This window comes from Dactylosporangium sp. NPDC049525, from assembly GCF_040676755.1.
GTDB lineage: Bacteria > Actinomycetota > Actinomycetes > Mycobacteriales > Micromonosporaceae > Dactylosporangium.
In genome coordinates this window covers 11,755-28,664 of the sequence record NZ_JBFAPO010000046.1, presented here as the reverse complement: position 1 = coordinate 28,664, position 16,910 = coordinate 11,755, and the positions used below count along the sequence as shown (strand labels likewise).

The window sequence follows — 16,910 nt, the reverse complement described above, 5'->3', positions numbered from 1 at the left end:
GGCGGAGCTGTGCCATGACAGACGTGTGGATTCTCGGCGGGACCGGCCGCAGCGCGCGGGCGATCGCCGCCGAACTGCGGCACCGCGGCATCCGGCCGGTGCTGGTCGGGCGGGACGCCGGACGGCTCGGGGCCGCGGCGAACGGCCTGCCGACGATGGTGGCCGGGTCCGTCGCCGAGACGGCGGACGCGATCCGGCGGGACCGGCCGGCCGTGGTCGTGAACACGATCGGGCCGTTCACCGACACCGCCGCGCCGCTGCTGGACGCGTGCCTGTCGGCTAGCGACTACCTCGACCTCGCCAACGACCTCGCCGCGGTGTCGGCGACCCTCGGCCGCGCCGACGCGTTCGCGGCCGCCGGGCGCACCGCCGTCACCGGTGCCGGGTTCGGCGTGACGGCCACGGAGAGCGTCGTGGTGAAGCTGTGCGAGGGCCGGCCGGCACCGCGGCGGGTCCGGATCGACATGGTGCCGTCGCTGACCGTCGAGGCCGGCGCCGTCGGCGACGCGCTCGCGGGCACCATCGTGGAGGGCCTGCCGGGCGTCGAGGGCGGTGGGAGGTTCCAGGGCCGGCGGTACCGCGACGGCCGGCTGGTGCCCGACAAGCTCGCCGGCGACCCGATCCGCCTCGTCCTGCCCGACGGCTCGACCGTCACCACGGCGAGCATGCCGCTCGGCGAGCTGATGGCCGCCCAGCGGGCCAGCGGCGCCGCGGACGTGGTCTGCGCGTCCAGCGAGGCCCCGGCGTCGCCGGTCGTGCGCGCGATCCTGCCGGCGGCGACCGCGCTGCTGCACATCGGCCCGGTCCGCGCCTTCGCGCGCCGCCGGCTGGCCGCGGTGCGGTTCAAGGCCGCACCGAAGCCACGCGAGCACTCCTGGGGCCACGCCGTCATCGAGTGGGCCGACGGCAGCGTGCGCGAGGGCTGGCTGCGCGTCGGCGAGGCCCAGGCGTGGACGGGCGCGGTGCCGGCCGAGGTGGTCCGCCGGCTGCTCGACGGAGAGGGCAAGCCGGGCGCGTACACCCCGGCCGCGCTCTTCGGCCCGACCCTGGCCGAGTCCTGCGGCGGCGAGTACCAGATCCTCGGCAGGTAACCGCCGTCAGCCGCCGCCCGTCGCTGACAACGTTCGGCGGCACTGCTGCGTGGTGCTTGATGTGAGCATGGACAGCGAACCATCAGCGGTGGGCCCCGCCTCCGTGGTGCCCACGGTGGTCGACGGGCCGGCGGCGGCCGGCCGCCGCGTCGGGGCGGCGGGCACGCGTGACCACGAGTTCGTCGAGTTCGTGCGCGCGTCCGGTCGCTACCTGCTGCACACCGCCGTGCTGCTGTGCGGTGACCCGGTCCGCGCGGAGGAGCTCGTCCAGGCCACCTACGAGCGCACGTATCGCTCCTGGCGCGTGGCGCGCGACGGCGACCCGCAGGCGTACGCGCGTCGGGTGCTGGTCAATCTGCGGGTCGACGGGTGGCGGCGCACGCGGCGCGAGGTCGTCGTCGACCCGGCCGCCCTCCCCGACCGGCCCGGCCCCGACCACACGGGCGCCGTCGTCGCCCGCAACGCCGTGGTCCAGGCGCTGGTCCGGCTGCCGATCGCGCAGCGGCGGGTCGTGGTGCTGCGACACCTGCTCGACCTCACCGAGGCCGAGGTAGCCCGCGAGCTGGAGATCTCGGTCGGCACGGTCAAGTCCCACCACGCGCGGGGCATCGCACGGCTGCGCGAGATCTTCGCGGAAGGGGATCAGTGATGACCGTCCAGCGAGACGATGACGACGTCGTCGCCCGCCTGCGGGCCGGCGCCCCGGACTACCCGGAAGCCGGTCCCGACGCCGGGCGTACGCTCGCCGCCGCCCGGCGGGCGCTGCGCCGCGGCCGGGGCCGGCGGGCGCTCGGCGGCGTGGTCGCGGTCGTGGCCGCGGTCGCCGGGCTCACGGTGGCCGGCCCGATCGAGCTGCCCGGCGGCGGCGTGTTCGTCATGCCTGGCCGGCACGACGTCGACGCGCTCCCGAACCAGGGCGACCCGCCCTTGTACCCGCGCCAGCGGCTGCTCCACGACGTCGCGGACCTGGAACGTCAGGTGCTGCCGGCGGCCGAGGACCTGAAGCTCACCCTGTACATCGACGATGCAGGGGCGGGGGGTCTTCCGGCGTGCCGCGTGTTCACCTGGTCTCACGGCGCATTCCTGGACCGCGACTCGGGTTGCGTGAACCCCGACGATCCCGGGCTGCCGTTCGACACCGACAGCGAGGCCGCGTTCACCCGGGTGTCCGACGCGATCGAGCACTCCGGCGTGCACGTGTACCGGATCGAGAAGGGCGCCTGGGGCCCCGGCACGTCGTTCCACCTCCGCGACAGCTCCCCGAGGTGGAACTGGTACTACTCCTATGTTCCCGGCACCCCCGCCGACGCCCCGGAAGCGGTGCGGCAGGAGACGACGCTCGGCACCAGGCTGCAGGTCCACGTCAGCGGTGACTGGTGGTTCACCGTGGAGCCTGACGACTGACCCGGCGACTGGCCCGGCGACGCCGGTCGCCGGCCGTTGCTAGCCTGACATCGACCGGTGACACGCCAGGGAACCCGAAGCCGACGGAAAAAGCGTGACATTCTGGAGGGCCTGACGTGACAGCGCCGACGCCGCCCGATCCGCCGGCTGCCCCGGTACGGCCACGCCGCACAGCGCTGCACGTCGCCATTGGGCTGGTGCTGGTGCTGGTGCTGGTCGTGGCGGTCGCGGGTGTGCTGCCGAAGGTGCTCCGGGCCGCGTTCACCGGGGACGCGATGCGGGCCGGCCCGCTTCCGCTGTCGGTGTCGGCCACGGCGGTGAGCTGTCAGGGCGGCCCGGCGGCGTCGTGGTCGACGTTCGGCTCGGCTCCTGCGACACCACGGGCGAACGCGGATCACACCGCTTACCTGGTCGACTCGAGTGACGGTTCGGTCGTGCCGGTGTTCACCGCGTCCCGGACGGTCGGCAACCGGATCCGGGTGGGGAAGAATCCCAGCTTCATCGTGACGAACGGCGCCGGCACAACGGTGTACGTGCTGATCGGCGACAACGCCATCGTCCCGATCAGGACCGCCACCAACACGACCGCGGCACCGATCGCGGTGACCGCGCCGGTGTCCCGGATCATTCTCACGCCCGACCGCAACAGTGCTTACGTGTTCTCGTCGCCGCCCGGCAGCGCTGTTCTGCTCACCACGGTCAACCTGGTCACCGGGGTCGCCGCGGCCGCCGTACCGATCGGCGTCAACGCGGCCACAACGGTGGTCGCACCCGACGGTCGCACCCTCTTTGCCGTCGTCAACCCCGGGGGTGGGAAGGCCGGGAGCCTGGTGGCGATCAACACGGGCACCGGTGCGGCGAACCCGCCCATGCCCGTCGGCGTGAGCCCGTCCTATGTCGTCGTGACGCCGGACAGCCGGACCGCCTACGTGTCGAACGTCGTCTCCAAGACCGTGACGCCGGTGGATGTGGCGAGCAACCGCGCCGGCCCGCCGATCGAGATGATCGGCAACCCGCTCAACATGGCGGTCAGTCCGGACGGGCGCACCCTGTACGTCGTCACCGCGAACGCCACGGCGTGTCGTGGTGAGCCGGTGCTGGTCCCCGTCGACGTCCGCACCGGCATGACCGGCCCGCCGATCCCAGTGCCTGGCAGCGGGGAGGCGTCGCTGATCAGGGTGGCCCCCGACGGCAAGCGCGTCTACCTGTGGGGCGCCGGCCGCAAGAACGCGTTGCGATGGGTCGACACGACCACCAGGACGGCCGGCCTGCCCATCCCGCTGGGTTCGGATACCGGGGCCATCATGTTCGCGCCGGACGGTTCCACCGCGTACGGCCTGGGGACCGACGAGAACGCCGCGAATCGCGGCACGTCCTTGATCCCCATCGACCTGGCCACGAACACGGCCGGGACAGCCATCCCGCTGCCACCCGTCACCCTCCAGCTCGCGCTGCGATGACGGCGCGGCCCCGTCCGGAACGGACGCTCACCGGCAGCTCTCGAAGTACGGCACACCTGGCAGGTAGACGGCCCACTCGTCGGTGGTGAGCCCGCGGCCGGCGATGGTGCACGCTCGCTCGGGCGCATGGTCACGGGCGTCATTGAGCGCCGCGAGGTCCCACAGCGTCACCGTCCCGTCCTCGTAGGCGGCGGCCAGCGCGTCTCCGTCGGGGGCGAACGCCAGCGTGTCCGCACCACTGGCACCGGCGGTCAGGGGCACGCCCAACCGGATGGGGTGGTCCCGGTCGGACATGTCCCACAGGATCACCGTGTGGTCCGCGCTGGCCGTGGCCATGGTGCGGCCGTCGGGCGCGAACGTGATCGCGTTCACCCGGTCGGTGTGGCTGGCGAGGGGGGCGCCCAGCCGCACGGGATGCCGCCGATCGGCGAGATCCCAGACAATCACCGTCTGATCCGCGCCGGCGGTGGCCATCGTGCGCCCGTCGGGAGCGAACGCGATCGCGCGCACCGGGTCGGCGCCGGGGGCGGCGGGTGGGCTCAGCCGGCTGGTCCGCGCCCGTTCGGCCAGATCCCAGAAGATTGCCGACCCGTCGTCAAGTGCGGTACGCCGGGCGGGGTCTGACGCTCTCCCGTCCGTCGCAGCCGTGGAAACCTGACCCAGCCGCTTCGGGTGGGCCGGATCGGCCAGGTCCCACAGGTCCACCGACTGCCCGCTGACGGTGACCAGGGTTCGTCCGTCCGGAGCGAACGCCATCAGCGACGCCGCGACGCCGACCTGGCCCAGCCCGGCGGGATGGCTCCGATCGGCCATGTCCCACAACAGGATCACCGATGCGTCGCGGCTGGCCGTGGCCAGCGTCCGTCCGTCCGGGGTGTACGCCACCGCGGTCACCCGGTTCACGGGCGTGGCGAGGGTCGGCCCCAGCCGGGCGGGCCGGGTGCGGTCGGCCAGGTCCCACAGGTCCACCGACTGGTTGGTGGCGGTGACCAGGGTGCGCCCGTCGGGCGCGTACGCCATCACATACGCCGGTCCACCAGGGGTGGTGAGGGGCTGGCCCAACGGCACGGGCCGGGTCCGGTCAGCGAGGTCCCACAGGACAACTGAACCGTTGCCGCCGGCGGTGGCCAGCGAGTGTCCGTCCGGGGCGAACGCGAACTGGTTCACCGGCCCGGCGTGGGCGGTGAGGGGCGGGCCCAACTGGACCGGGCGCGTCCGGTCGGCCAGGTCCCACAGGATCACTACCTGGTCCGCGCTGGCGGTGGCCATGCTCCGCCCGTCCGGGGCGAACGCCACGGCGTACAACCGGCCGGTGTTGATGCGAAGGGGTTGGCCCAGCCGGACGGGCCGGCTCCGATCGGCGACATCCCACAGGATCATCAACCCGTCGTCGCCGCCCGCCAGGGTGCGCCCGTCAGGGGAGAACGCCACGGTCGTGGCGAACCTGAAGCCGGTCAGGCGCTCACCCAGCAGGGTAGGGGCGGCGCGGTCGGCCAGGTCCCAGAGGGCGACGGTCCCACCGATGCCGCCGGTCACCAGGGTGCGCCCGTCGGGGGCGAATGCCAGCGAGAACACGGCGTCACTGCCGCGGGCGCCGAACGGCTTGCCCAGCCGGACCGGGTGCGTCAGGTCGGCCAGGTCCCACAGGATCACCGACTGGCTCCCGATCGTGGCCAGCGTGCGCCCGTCCGGCGCGAACGCCACCCTGCTCTCCGCGTCGGTGAGCGGCGAGCCGATCCGGACCGGGTGGGCCGGGTCGATCACGTTCCACAGCACGACCGCCTCGTCGAAGCCGGCGGTGGCCAAGGTCCGGCCGTCCGGGGCGAACGCGAGTGACTGCACCTGGCCGGTGCTCGCGGTCAGCGGTTGGCCCAGCCGGACCGGGCGGCTCGGATCGGTCACGTTCCACAGGAGCACCGTGCGGTCCCGGCTCGCGGTGGCCAGGATGTGCCCGTCGGGGGCGAACGCGACCGCTGACACCTCGTCGGTGTGGCCGACGAGGGACGCGTCGATGCCGGTGCCCACGGCCGCGCGGACCAGGCCGGCTCGGGTTTCGGGGGTGTCGCCGACATGCGCCGCGGCGAGGATCAACCGGGCCGCGGTGAGCGGGTCGCCGTTGGTGCGGGCCAGATCCGCCTGCGCGACCAGCTGGCGCACGGTGGCGACGCGCCGCTGTTCCTGGGCGACGTCGCGCTGTTCCTGGGCGACATTGCGCTGTTCCTGCGCGACGTTGCGCTGCTGGACGGCGACGGTGGCGGCGATACCGGCCAGCACGGTCAGGGCGGCGAGCGTCGCGACGGTCGCGCGCACCAGTCGCCGGGTCGCGCGGTGCCGGCGGATGTCGGAGCCGACGAGGTCGTCCTTGGGCCTGCCGTGCAGCGGGGCGGCGAGATCGGCGACCTTGTCGCGAAAATCCAGCGCGTTCAGCGACAGGTGTTCCTCACTGCGGGCCTTGCGCAGGTCGACCCAGCGCGGCTCACTGGCGAACCGCCCGTGCAACACGCCCGGGAGGCACGTGGTTACGGCGAGGTCGAAGGCTCCAGTCGCCTTGTCCCAGACGATCTCGCCGTCGGTGACGGCAATGAGCATCTTGTCGGCCGGGTGACGGGCCAGCCAGTACTCCAGCTCACGTGCCACCCATTCGGAGCCGGCCGACCCCGGCGAGGCCAGCAGGATGAAGAACTCGCTTTCGTCCAGCGCCGCCGCGACCGAGTCCCAGAGGCCCGGATTGGCCGACAGGCTGGAGTCATCGTGAAACACCCGCAACGCCCGCAGCTGATACCACGCCTTGTCGAACCGCTGCAACGCGTCCCGCAACGCCGGGGCCAGTTTGCCGTCCACCGCGCGGTTGTAGGACAGAAACGCCGCGTAGCGTGGCACTCGAACCTCCGACACAGCACGCTCATGGGCCACCGGGGTACACCTGACGCGAAGCCTGTCATCCACGGATAGGAATACCAACCGGCCGTTCCGGCAAGGCCGTCGCAGTTCCGGCGCCAACCTTCTGCACGGACGTACCGCGACCCGGGCGCCGGGCCGCCGTGCCGGTCACAGCAGCCAGACCGACACCCGCTCGCGGTGGCAGGCCACCAGTGTGGCGGTGGCGAGGCACTTCGGCGGGGCCGGCCAGTGCTCCGTGCGGCCCAGCACCGTCACCACGCCCGTGGTGAGGTCGAGGCGGCCGACCAGCGAGCCGCCGGGGTTGCGCCCGGTCACCAGGGCGGCGTGGCCCGGCAGCGCCGCGACGACGTCCCACGCGCCGAAGCGGCGCACGACCCGGCCCGTCCCGGCGTCCAGCACCACGGCGCCGAGCGCCGGGTCGGCGGCGTTCGGCGTCGGCTCGGTCGCCCACATGTGGCCGGCGTCGAACGGGCCGAGGTTCGTCCAGCCCGAGACGCTCCACCGCGCGTCGCCGGTGTCGGGGTCCACCACCGTGGTCCGGCCGACGCTGCCGGTGCACAGCAGGGTCCCGCACCACCACAGGCCGCCGGCCGCCGCCATGTCGGTGTGCTGCCACAGGCGGCGGCCCGTCGTCAGGTCGAACACCGCGCTGTCCAGCAGCGTGGTGCGTTCGAAGTGGTAGACGAGCAGCCGGTCGCCGGAGATGTCGAAGCCGTCGACCGCGCCGAGGCCGGGCAGCGCGACGGTGCGCACGACCGCGGCCGAGCCGGCGTCGCGGATGAGCACCGTGTCGCCGGGGCCGAGGTCGGCGATCTCGGGCCGGCCGTCGCTGGCCAGCAGCACCCGGCGGACCGAGGGCGTGCCGAGCTCCCAGCGCACCGCGCCCGTGCCGATGTCGAGGCCGAGCAGGCGCCCGTCGATCACCCCGTCCCCGCGGGCGATCAGCAGCCCGGGTGGGCCCTCGCCGGAGGGGAGCGACGACACGTACCCGTCGCGGCGCCAGACCTGAGCACCCGTGGCGGCGTCGAGACCGACGAGGGCGGCCGTGCCGGTCGCCGCCTCCTCGACCGACAGCACCACCCGGCCGTGCGACGCGGCCAGCAGCTTCGCGCCGGGCTCGACCGGCACGCTCCAGCGGCGGGCGCCGCCCGGCATCCGGTACGCCGCCACGGCCGTGCGCATCAGCAGGACCAGCGTGTCGCCGTCGGCGCGCATGTCGCCGATCCCGTCGCCGCTCAGCACCACCGACGGGGCCGGTGGCATCGTCGGGTCGCCGCTGGGCAGCAGCAGCACGACGAGCAGCCCCAGCAGCCACCAGCGCCGGCGGGACGGCCGCGCCGGTGCCGGCACCGGCCCGGCCGGGCCCGGGGTGGAGACGTCGAGGTCGATCACCGCATCAGTCTCGCGCAGGACCCGCCGCGCGGGTACCGGGCCGGGCGCGGTGATGAGCTCGGAGCGGCCGGGTCGACGTCCGGTTCGGAAATCTGCCGGCATAGCGTCGATTCCGGGGCGCGTCGTTCGTAGCACAGGTCAGAGGCGGTCGCAGGAGACCGCCGGGACAAAGGAGTCATGGGATGGCCCGGTACTTGATCTCGTTCGACGACGGCGCGATGGACCACATCCCCGCCGAGGAAATGGCCGAGGTGGGCGAGGCCTCGCGCGCGGTGGTCCAGGAGGCATACCGCGCCGGCGTGTGGGTGTTCGGCGGCGGACTCGAACGGCAGCGGGCGAGCGTCGTGGCTCCGGATGGGGTGGTCACCGACGGCCCGTACCCGGAGACCAAGGAGGTCATCGGCGGGTTCTCGGTCGTGGAAGTGGCCTCACGCGAGGAGGCGCTGGCGTGGGCCGCCAAGATTGCCGTCGCCTGCCGCTGCGCGCAGGAGGTCCGGGAGCTCATGCCCGACGCCGACCAGGACGCGATGCTCCGCCAGCCGAACCCGCGAGGGTGACCCCCCGGCGGCCGGACCGGAGACCATCGACCAATCGGGCGACTTCGGCGGGTGGCCACCTGGGAGTAGCGTGACTCGCGATGCCCGGGCCCGACGACTTCGCCCTGCGGCGCTGGGCGACGATCCACGCCAGGACCGTCGGCCGCGGTCTGGAGGCCGGCCCTGGCGCCGGCCCGGATCCGTCGGCCGTCCCGGTCACGCTGTCCGCCGCCCCGCTCACCGCGACCATCGCGACCGGTGGGCCGGTGCACGCGCTGGCCGTGCGTCGCCTTGCCGACGGCCGGGTCGCCCTGGCCGTCGGCACGGCGGAGGGGTTGTGCGTGGTGGACCTCGCGACCCGCGCCGTGATCCTGCGCAGCGACGCCCTGCCCGTCCACGGGGTGGCGTTCGTCGGGGACGATGCGCAGCTGGTGTGGAGCGGCAGGCAGACACTCAACTGGACGGACATCGCGACCGCCTCGACCGAGTCCCGCCCGCTGACCTGGCCGGGGACGTACCGGTCGAGCGGCCTTTCGCGAATGTTCGGCCGGAACGACGGCGACACCGCCGGGCGCGCGGTCGCCGCGCTGGCGGAACTGCCCGGGGGCAGCGGCAGCCTGCTGGTCCTCGGCCAGGACGGTGGCTTCTACGTCGCCAACCCGTTCACGTCGTGGCGGGACGAGACGGGCATGACGGAGTCCCGCACGCGCGTGGCCGCCGGGATGGCCGTCGGCTGGTCCGCCGGACGGCCGCCGGTCCTGGTGGTCGGGCAGGACGGCAGCGTCGTGCTGGACGGGCTCCGGGTGCTCGACCGGCCGCCGTTCGGCCCGGTGGGCCGGCAACTGGCGCTGGCCGTCGGGGAACTTCCCGGGAACGCCCGGGTCTGCGCGGCCGGCGACAACGACGGCTGGATCCACGTGTGGACGGCGCTGCGCGGGCCGTGGGGAGAACGGTTCCAGGTCGGCGATGGCGCGGTGCGGTCCCTGGCGCTCGCCCGCCTCTTTGACGGCGGGGTGGTCCTCGCCGTCGCCGACGAGGCCGGGGCGGTGCGCATCTGCGACCCCCGCGCCGGCACCGTCGTCGCGGTGCCCGACCGCGGCGACGAGCCCGGCCACGGCCCCCTGGCCAGCGCGGTCCTGCCGGACGGTTCGGTCCTGCTCGTCGCCGGCACCGAGGGCGGGATCCGGATCTGGACCCTCCAGTCGGACCGTCCCGCGGACGGCGCCGCGCTCGTGGTCCGGGGGCGGTTCCTGCTCGGGGATGACGACGCGGACCCGGTGAGCGGGGTGGCGACCGACGAGGCGAACCCCGGCACCGTGCTCCTGGTTGACGTCCGGGGCGTCGTGCGGGCCTGGCGGTTCGACCTGGCCGGGCCGGCGCGGCTTCCGGACCGCCACGATGCCGGCTGGCCGGAATCGGCGAGGATCGCACTGGTCGATGCGGGCGGGCGCAAGCTGATCGTGTCCGCCGAGCGGGACGGGGTGGAGGTGTGGGAGCGCGGCGACAGGGGCGGACGGCTGCTGACACTGCCGGAGGAGGGCGTGTTCAGGGTGGCGGCCACCGCGATGCGGCCGGACCTGCTGGTCGTGGTGGCGGCCAGCGCCGGCAGGCCGGTGGCGCCGGCGTGGATCCTGCAGCTGACCAGCGACATCCCCGAGGCCGAACCGCTGCCGGTACGGCTCCCGGTGTGCGCGCTCGGCGTGGCGGCGCTCAGCGAGTTCGACGTGTGCCAGCCACTCGGCCTGCTCGCCGACCTGGTCGCGATGCTCGGCGGCGGCCGCCCGGCGGCACCCGAGCTGCACCCCCTGGAGACAGTCGGCGGGTTCGCGCGGCTGCGTGAGCTGGACTGGTCCCTCGCGGCGCGGGTCGGCCTGGCCGGGCTCCTGCTGGCCGACCTGCCGGCGGAGGCCGGGTTCGTGCCGCCGCCCGGCGACGCCCACGGGCGGCTCGCGGCGATCCGGGCCGCGCTGGCCACGCCGCCCGGGCCGGTCACCGCGCCGGATGCGCCGCTCACCGAGCTGCGGGAGGCGGCCGAGCGCGTCGACGACCAGCTGCTGACGCTGCTGAGCGTGCTGGGGGAGCACGCGATCGCGGCCGACCCCGCGCTGCCGGTGCGGATGCGGCACCGGGCCGCGATGTTCCCGCCGCTGGGACGGTTGCAGCGGGAGGTGCTGTCGGACTCGGCGCGGCTCGCGCGGCAGGACACCCGGTCGCGGGCGGGTGTCCTGCGGTTCGCGCCGGTGGCCAGCGGGGTCAGCCGGCGCGGGCGGGTGACGCACCTGCTGCCGACGCAGCTGGCGCTGCCCGCCGCGGCGTTCGCGCTCCGGTTCGCGCGAAGGGAGTTGCTGTACCGCCTCCATGAGGACACGACCGAGCCCGTGCTGCCGAGCGTGACCCTGGTCCTCGACACGACGCCGGCGACGTTCGGGCCGGTCGAGGCGGTGCTGCGGACGATGGCGCACGTGATCACGGCCGCGATGTGGGAGGTGTGGCGGTTCCCGAGCCTGGTGTGCCTGGACCAGCCGCAGGAGCTGCGCACCCTCGCTGCCGAAACGGACCTGGTGGCGGTGTGGGGGACCCGGACGCTGGAGCCGCCGGACCTCGCGACGGCGCTGGAGACGGCGGGCTCGGCGGCCAGCACGCTCACCGTCGTGCTGACCGAGCAGCACGCCGCCCGCGAGCACGCGATCGTCCCCACCGCCGGGCTGCGGCTGCTCACCACGAACGTGCCGGGCGACCCGCCGCCGCGCCGGGTCGCGAACCGGTTCCACGCGCACGTGTCGCCGCAGCCGTCGACGTCCGAGCTGGCCCGGTCGGTCGCCACGATGCTCGGGACCGCCTGATCAGATGACCACCCACGGACGTCGCCGCCGCCGGTGCCGTGCCCGGGAACGGACATCCGGAGTCGCATCGACCAATCGGGCGACTCCGAACGGTGGCCGCGCCGTACTACTGTGACTCGCGATGCTGTTCCCATCACCGACAGTCAGCGGCCCGAGGTGGACGACATGGACAGGCTGAGCGACGACGAGCTGTCGGCGCTTGCCCGGCTCCTGGCCCCGGACCGGCGCCTCACCGCGATGGTGCTGCGCGACGCCGGGTTCTCGGCCGAGCTCCTCCCGTCCGGGGCGCGCACCTCGCTGGAGTACTGGTCGGTCGTCAACGACCTCATCGTCGACGGGCTGCTGGCCGACGGGCGCGCCCGCCTGCTCGCCGCCGTCGCCACGCACTTCCCGCACCATCCCGTCCTGCGCCCGGACCGGCCCGCCGCCTGGCGGGTGCTCTTCCTCGGCGCCAGCCCGCGGGGGCTGGCCGGCCTGCGCCCCGACCGGGAGCTGCGCGAGCTGCTGGCACTGCCGGGCCTCGAGGTCACGTACCGGCCGGCCGCCGCCGCCACTGACCTCGCCGCAGTGCGCACCGCCCGGCCGCACGTGCTGCACCTCGCCTGCCACGGCCACGGGCCGCGCCTCACGTTCGAGGACCCGGGCGGCGAGCCGCAGTCCGTGCACGCCGCCGACCTGGCCGAGACCCTCGCCCTGTACGCCGCCGGGACCGGCGCCCGCCTGCGCGGCATCGTCCTGAGCTGCTGCACCGGCGGGGAGGCGGCCGCGCTGCTCGCCCCGCACGCCGACGAGGTGATAGCGCACCGCGACGACCTGGACGACAACCATGCGGTCCGCTTCTCCCAGGCGCTGTACCGAACCCTGCCCGAGACCGGCTCGCTGGTGCAGGCCGCCCGCCTGGCCGCCGCCGACCTCGTCCTCGCCGACCCGGCGCTGCGGCCCCTGCGCGACGGCCTGACGCTCCACCCGGCGGCGGCCGATGCCCGGCGCTGACGAGACCGCCCTGCGCCGCTGGGCGCTGCTGCACGCGCGGACCGTGGGCCGCGGCGCCGAAGCCGGATCCCGTGCCCGGCCGGACGCGGGGAACGCCCCCATCACGATGGCCGCGCCGCCCCTGTCCGCCACCCTCCACGTCAACGACGGGGTGCGGTCGCTCGCGGTGCGCCGGTCCGAGAGCGGCCGGGTGCTGCTGGGCGCGGCCGCCGGTCGGGACGGCGTCACCATCTTCGACCTCGACTCGCTCACGACGCTCAACCACGCCACGTCGGGGGGAGGGTCGACGTCGGCCGTCACGTTCGTGCGGACCGCGCGGGGTATGGAGGCCGTGTGGCACGCAGCCGGCGAGGAGCTGGTCGGCCTGCCGAGCAACGGCGGTGAGCTGGGGCGCATCCTGCTCGACCGACGGGCCGGTGACGGGGTCCGGTTGGTCGACGTCCAGAGCCTGGTCGAGCTGCCCGAGACGTTGAACGCCGAGCCGCTGGTGCTGATCATGACGGGGTCGGCGGAGCTGTTCGAGGCGAACCTGGCGACGGGGACGATGCGCCCGTTCGACCCGGGCACCGGCACCGGCGTCGTGGCCGGCTGGGCCCATGACCGGCCGGTCGTGCTGGTGGGTGGGCGGGCGGACGGTGTCTGGCTGGACGGCTCGCGGGCGCGCCCGGCGGTGTGGTTCAACATGACCACGGACCGGCTGACCCTCGCCGCGGGGGAGCTGCCGGGCCCGGGGGCCGTCTACGCCTTCAGCAACCACGCGGGCACGGTGCACATCCGGCCGGTCCGGGGCGGCCCCTGGCGGCAGGACATCAGCGCCGGCTCGCGGCCCGCCCGGGCACTCGCCTTCGCGCGCCTCATCGACGGGCGGACGGTCCTCGCGGTCACCGACTGGGCCGGCCGGGTGCGGATCTGCGACCCGCTCGCCGGCGCCGTCATCGCCGTCCCGGAGGGCGGCGACGAGCAGGTGCACGGCCCCCTCGCCGTGGCGACCCTGCCGAGCGGCGCCGTCGTGCTGGCGGCCGGCACCGAGCGCGGCGACATCCGGCTGTGGCGGCTCGCCGCCGACCGGGCCGGGAACGGGTCGGTGGTGGCCCGGGAGCGGTTCGTGCTCGGCGTGGACGGCGGCGACGAGGCCAGCGCCGTGACGATCGACCATCGGCGGCCCGACACCGTCGTCGTCGGGCACGCCGACGGGGCGGTGCGGGCGTGGCGGGTCGACCAGGCCGGAGGCGTGCCGTTGCCGGCTCACGCGGAGTGGCGGAACGCGGAGCCGTCCCAAGCGTCCCGGCCCGCGGAGCTCGTCGGGGCCGCCTGGGCCGGCGGGCGCAGCCACGCCCTCGTCGGCCAGGCAGCGGCGGAGGAGGACCTGCAGGGTGACCCGCTCGTTTACCGGGTGAACCTGCCACCGCTGGAGCGGGGCGCCGCCGCCGTGCTGGTGGCGCCGCTCTCGCTCGGGATCTTCACGCCGCCGCCGGCCCAGCCACGGCGGTTCAACGCCACGGGGGACCACCGGTTTCTTGCCGCTGCGCTGGGGCAGCTGCCCGACGGCGACCTCCTCGTCGTCACCGGCTCCGTGAACGGGGCCGTGTACGGGCGGAAGCTCAGCGATTTCGGGCAGCTCTGGGGGTCCCCCCAGGTCAAGTTCCCGGGCCACAACGGCCGGGCGCTCTGCGTCGCCACCGGGGCGCTGCCGGACGGGCGGCCGATCGTGGCCAGCGGCGGGACCGACGGGCGGATCAGCCTCGCGCACCTCGCCAGCGGGGCGCGGCGCAAAGTCCTGCACAGCGGGCTCGGCACGGTCGAGGGGCTGGCCTTCGTCCAGGCCGGCGACCGGCCGCTGCTCGTGGCCGGCGGCCGGGGCGGGGTCGAGGTCTGGGAGCCCGGCGCAGGCGAGCGGCTGCTGCACCTGGCCGAGGGCAACGTCACCGGGATCGCGGCCACCGCGCTGCAGCCCGACCTGCTGTTCGTGGCCGTGGCCGTGGAGGGACGCTCGGCGGTGCCGGCGTGGACGCTGCACCTGCCGGGCACGGAGGCCGAGCAGCCGGCCGAGGCGGAGCCGCTGCAGGCCCGGCTCGCGGCGTGCGTCGTCGGCGTGGCGGCGCTCAGCGAGGTCGACGTGTTCGCGCCGCTGAGCCTGCTCGCCGACCTCGTGGCGATGCTCGGGGGCGGGTCGCCGTCGGCGTTCGAGCTGCGCGGGCTGGCGGAGGCCGGCGGGATCGTCCGGCTGCGGGAGCTGCGGTGGTCGACCGCGGCGCGGGTCGGGCTGGCCGCGCTGCTGCTCGCGGACCTGCCCGCCGAGCCCGGGTTCACGCCGCCGCCGGGTGGCGCGCACGAGCGGCTCGCCGCGGTCCGCGCCGCGCTCGCCACCGCGTCGGGGCCGGTCACCCGGCCGGAACAGCCGGTCGACGCGCTGCGTGCGGCGGCCGCCGCGATCGACGACCAGCTCCTGACCCTGCTCAACGTGCTCGGCGAGGCGGCCGTCGCGGCGGATCCCGCGCTGCCGGTGCGGATGCGGCACCGGGCGGCGATGTTCCCACCGCTGGGGAAACTGCAGCGGGAGATGATCTCGGACACCGCGCAGCTCGTACGGCGGGACGTCCGGTCGCGGGCCGGGGTGCAGCGCTACGCACCGGCCGCCAGCGGCGTCAGCCGCCGCGGCAAGGTCACCCACCTGCTGCCGACCCAGCTGGCGCTGCCCGCGTCCCTGTTCGCGCAGCGGTTCGCGCAGCGGGAGCTGCTGTTCCGGCTGCACGAGGACGTGACCGAGCCGGTCCTGCCGAGCGTGACCCTGGTGCTGGACACCACGCCGCCGACGTTCGGGCCCGTCGAAGGGGTCCTGCGGACCGCGGCGCACGCGATCACCGCGGCGCTGTGGGAGGTGTGGCGGCACCCACGGCTCGTCTGCCTCGACCGGCCGCACGAGCTGCGGACCCTCGCCGCCGTGGCGGACCTGACCGCCGTGTGGTCGACGCGGACGCTCGAACCCGCCGACCTCGGGACCGCGATGGCGACCGCCGCAGCCGCGACCAGCACGCTCACCGTGGTGCTGACCGAGCAGCACATCGCGCGGGAGTACCCGATCCAGCCCGGCGCCACCGTGCGGCTCCTCACCACCAACGTGCCCGGCGACCCGCCGCCGCGCCGGCTCGCCGACCGGTTCCACGTCCACGTGTCGCCGACACCCGCCCCCGCCGAGCTGGCCGGGGCCGTCGCCGCGATGCTCACCCCACCGGTGGGGGTGCTGGCATGACGGCCGAGTCGACCGCGCCGCGGCCGGTGTGGGAGGCGGCGGTGCTCGGCCGGCCCGGACCGGACGGGCACGTCACCTGCGAGCTGTGCCCCGAGGCGTGCGACCTCGCGCCGGGCCAGACCGGCGTGTGCGCCGTGCGCCGCAACCACGACGGTGCCCTGCAGACCTCGACGTCGGCGGCGTCGGTCCAGCACGTCGACGCGGTCGAGCGCAAGCCGTTCTTCCACGTGCGGCCGGGCGGACGCGTGCTGACCCTGGCCGCGCCCGGCTGCACCTTCCGGTGCAACTACTGCGTCAACCACCGGCTCTCGCAGTACGGCCGCGACGCCGGGATCTCCTGGACGGCCCGGCCCGTGCAACCCGCCGACCTGGTCGCGCGGGCCCGCGCGGACGGCCTCATGCTCGGGCTCTCCTACGCCGAACCGGCCCTCGCGATCGAACTGACCCTCGGGCTAGCCGAGGCCGCCGGGCCGGACGGCCCGCCGGTGCTGTGGAAGTCCAACGGATACCTCACCGCGGCCGCCGCCGACCTCGTCGCGCCCGCGCTCACCGCCGTCAACATCGACGTCAAGGCCGCCCGCGAGGCGCCCCACCGGCGGCTGACCGGCGCCCCGCTCGCGCCCGTGCTGCGCACCGTCGAGCGGCTGCGCGCGGCCGGCGTCTGGGTCGAGGTGACCACGCCGCTCATCCCCTCGGTCAGCGACAGCGACGACGACGTGCGGGCCATCGCGCGGTGGCTGGCCGGCCTCGACCCGGCGATCCCCTGGCACCTCGTGCGGTTCGTGCCCGACTACCGCATGCGCCGCCCCGACCCCACCGCACCCGAGCGCCTGCGCCGGGCCGCGCAGCTCGCCCGCGAGGCCGGGATCCAACAGGTGTACTGCGAGCGCGCCCTCGGCCCCGACGGCCGCTCGACCCGATGTCCGCGATGCGACACCCGCGTCGTCGAGCGCGGCGTGTGGGAGACACTGAGCGACGACCTCGTCGCTGGAACGTGCCCCGCATGCCACACCACCATCCCCGGCAGATGGAGCGTCTGA

At 75.1% G+C, this 16,910-nt stretch carries 11 protein-coding genes; 9 read left to right on the top strand and 2 right to left on the bottom strand.

Annotation, left to right across the window (positions count from 1 at the left end):
- Positions 1-14 precede the first annotated feature (14 nt).
- The 4 genes from AB0K00_RS42015 (at position 15) to AB0K00_RS42000 (ending at position 3,955) form a co-directional block, all read left to right on the top strand.
- Positions 15-1,091, top strand: coding sequence for a hypothetical protein (locus AB0K00_RS42015; protein WP_363533270.1), 1,077 nt, complete (start codon positions 15-17; stop codon positions 1,089-1,091).
- Positions 1,092-1,158: 67 nt separating this feature from the next.
- Complete coding sequence (locus AB0K00_RS42010) at positions 1,159-1,740, top strand: SigE family RNA polymerase sigma factor (RefSeq protein ID WP_363533267.1); 582 nt, start codon at positions 1,159-1,161, stop codon at positions 1,738-1,740.
- Positions 1,740-2,495, top strand: coding sequence for a hypothetical protein (locus AB0K00_RS42005; RefSeq protein WP_363533264.1), 756 nt, complete (start codon positions 1,740-1,742; stop codon positions 2,493-2,495). Before AB0K00_RS42010 ends, AB0K00_RS42005 begins: the two co-directional genes overlap by 1 nt.
- 116 nt (positions 2,496-2,611) lie before the next feature.
- Positions 2,612-3,955, top strand: coding sequence for a YncE family protein (locus AB0K00_RS42000; protein WP_363533261.1), 1,344 nt, complete (start codon positions 2,612-2,614; stop codon positions 3,953-3,955).
- Between the two features lie 27 nt (positions 3,956-3,982).
- On the opposite strand, the gene AB0K00_RS41995 is transcribed toward AB0K00_RS42000, so the two are convergent.
- Positions 3,983-6,796 carry a hypothetical protein gene (locus AB0K00_RS41995; protein ID WP_363533258.1) on the bottom strand — a complete coding sequence of 938 codons (2,814 nt, stop codon included), beginning with the start codon at positions 6,794-6,796 and terminating at the stop codon, positions 3,983-3,985.
- 207 nt (positions 6,797-7,003) lie between these two features.
- On the bottom strand, positions 7,004-8,248 hold the full coding sequence (locus AB0K00_RS41990) for a PQQ-binding-like beta-propeller repeat protein (protein WP_363533255.1): 1,245 nt from the start codon (positions 8,246-8,248) through the stop codon (positions 7,004-7,006).
- Positions 8,249-8,430: 182 nt separating this feature from the next.
- On the opposite strand from AB0K00_RS41990, the gene AB0K00_RS41985 reads away from it, so the two are divergent.
- From AB0K00_RS41985 to amrS, 5 genes are all read left to right on the top strand, one after another.
- Positions 8,431-8,805, top strand: a complete 375-nt coding sequence (locus tag AB0K00_RS41985; protein ID WP_363533251.1) for a YciI family protein — start codon at positions 8,431-8,433, stop codon at positions 8,803-8,805.
- An 80-nt stretch (positions 8,806-8,885) separates the two neighbouring features.
- The gene (locus tag AB0K00_RS41980) at positions 8,886-11,627 is read left to right on the top strand and encodes a WD40 repeat domain-containing protein (protein WP_363533248.1); all 2,742 of its coding nucleotides are present in this window, start codon (positions 8,886-8,888) and stop codon (positions 11,625-11,627) included.
- A 165-nt stretch (positions 11,628-11,792) separates the two neighbouring features.
- The gene (locus AB0K00_RS41975) at positions 11,793-12,620 is read left to right on the top strand and encodes a CHAT domain-containing protein (protein WP_363533245.1); all 828 of its coding nucleotides are present in this window, start codon (positions 11,793-11,795) and stop codon (positions 12,618-12,620) included.
- On the top strand, positions 12,607-15,870 hold the full coding sequence (locus tag AB0K00_RS41970) for a WD40 repeat domain-containing protein (protein WP_363533242.1): 3,264 nt from the start codon (positions 12,607-12,609) through the stop codon (positions 15,868-15,870). Before AB0K00_RS41975 ends, AB0K00_RS41970 begins: the two co-directional genes overlap by 14 nt.
- On the top strand, positions 15,867-16,910 hold the full coding sequence (amrS, locus tag AB0K00_RS41965; protein ID WP_363533239.1) for an AmmeMemoRadiSam system radical SAM enzyme: 1,044 nt from the start codon (positions 15,867-15,869) through the stop codon (positions 16,908-16,910). The genes AB0K00_RS41970 and amrS overlap by 4 nt, the downstream gene beginning before the upstream one ends.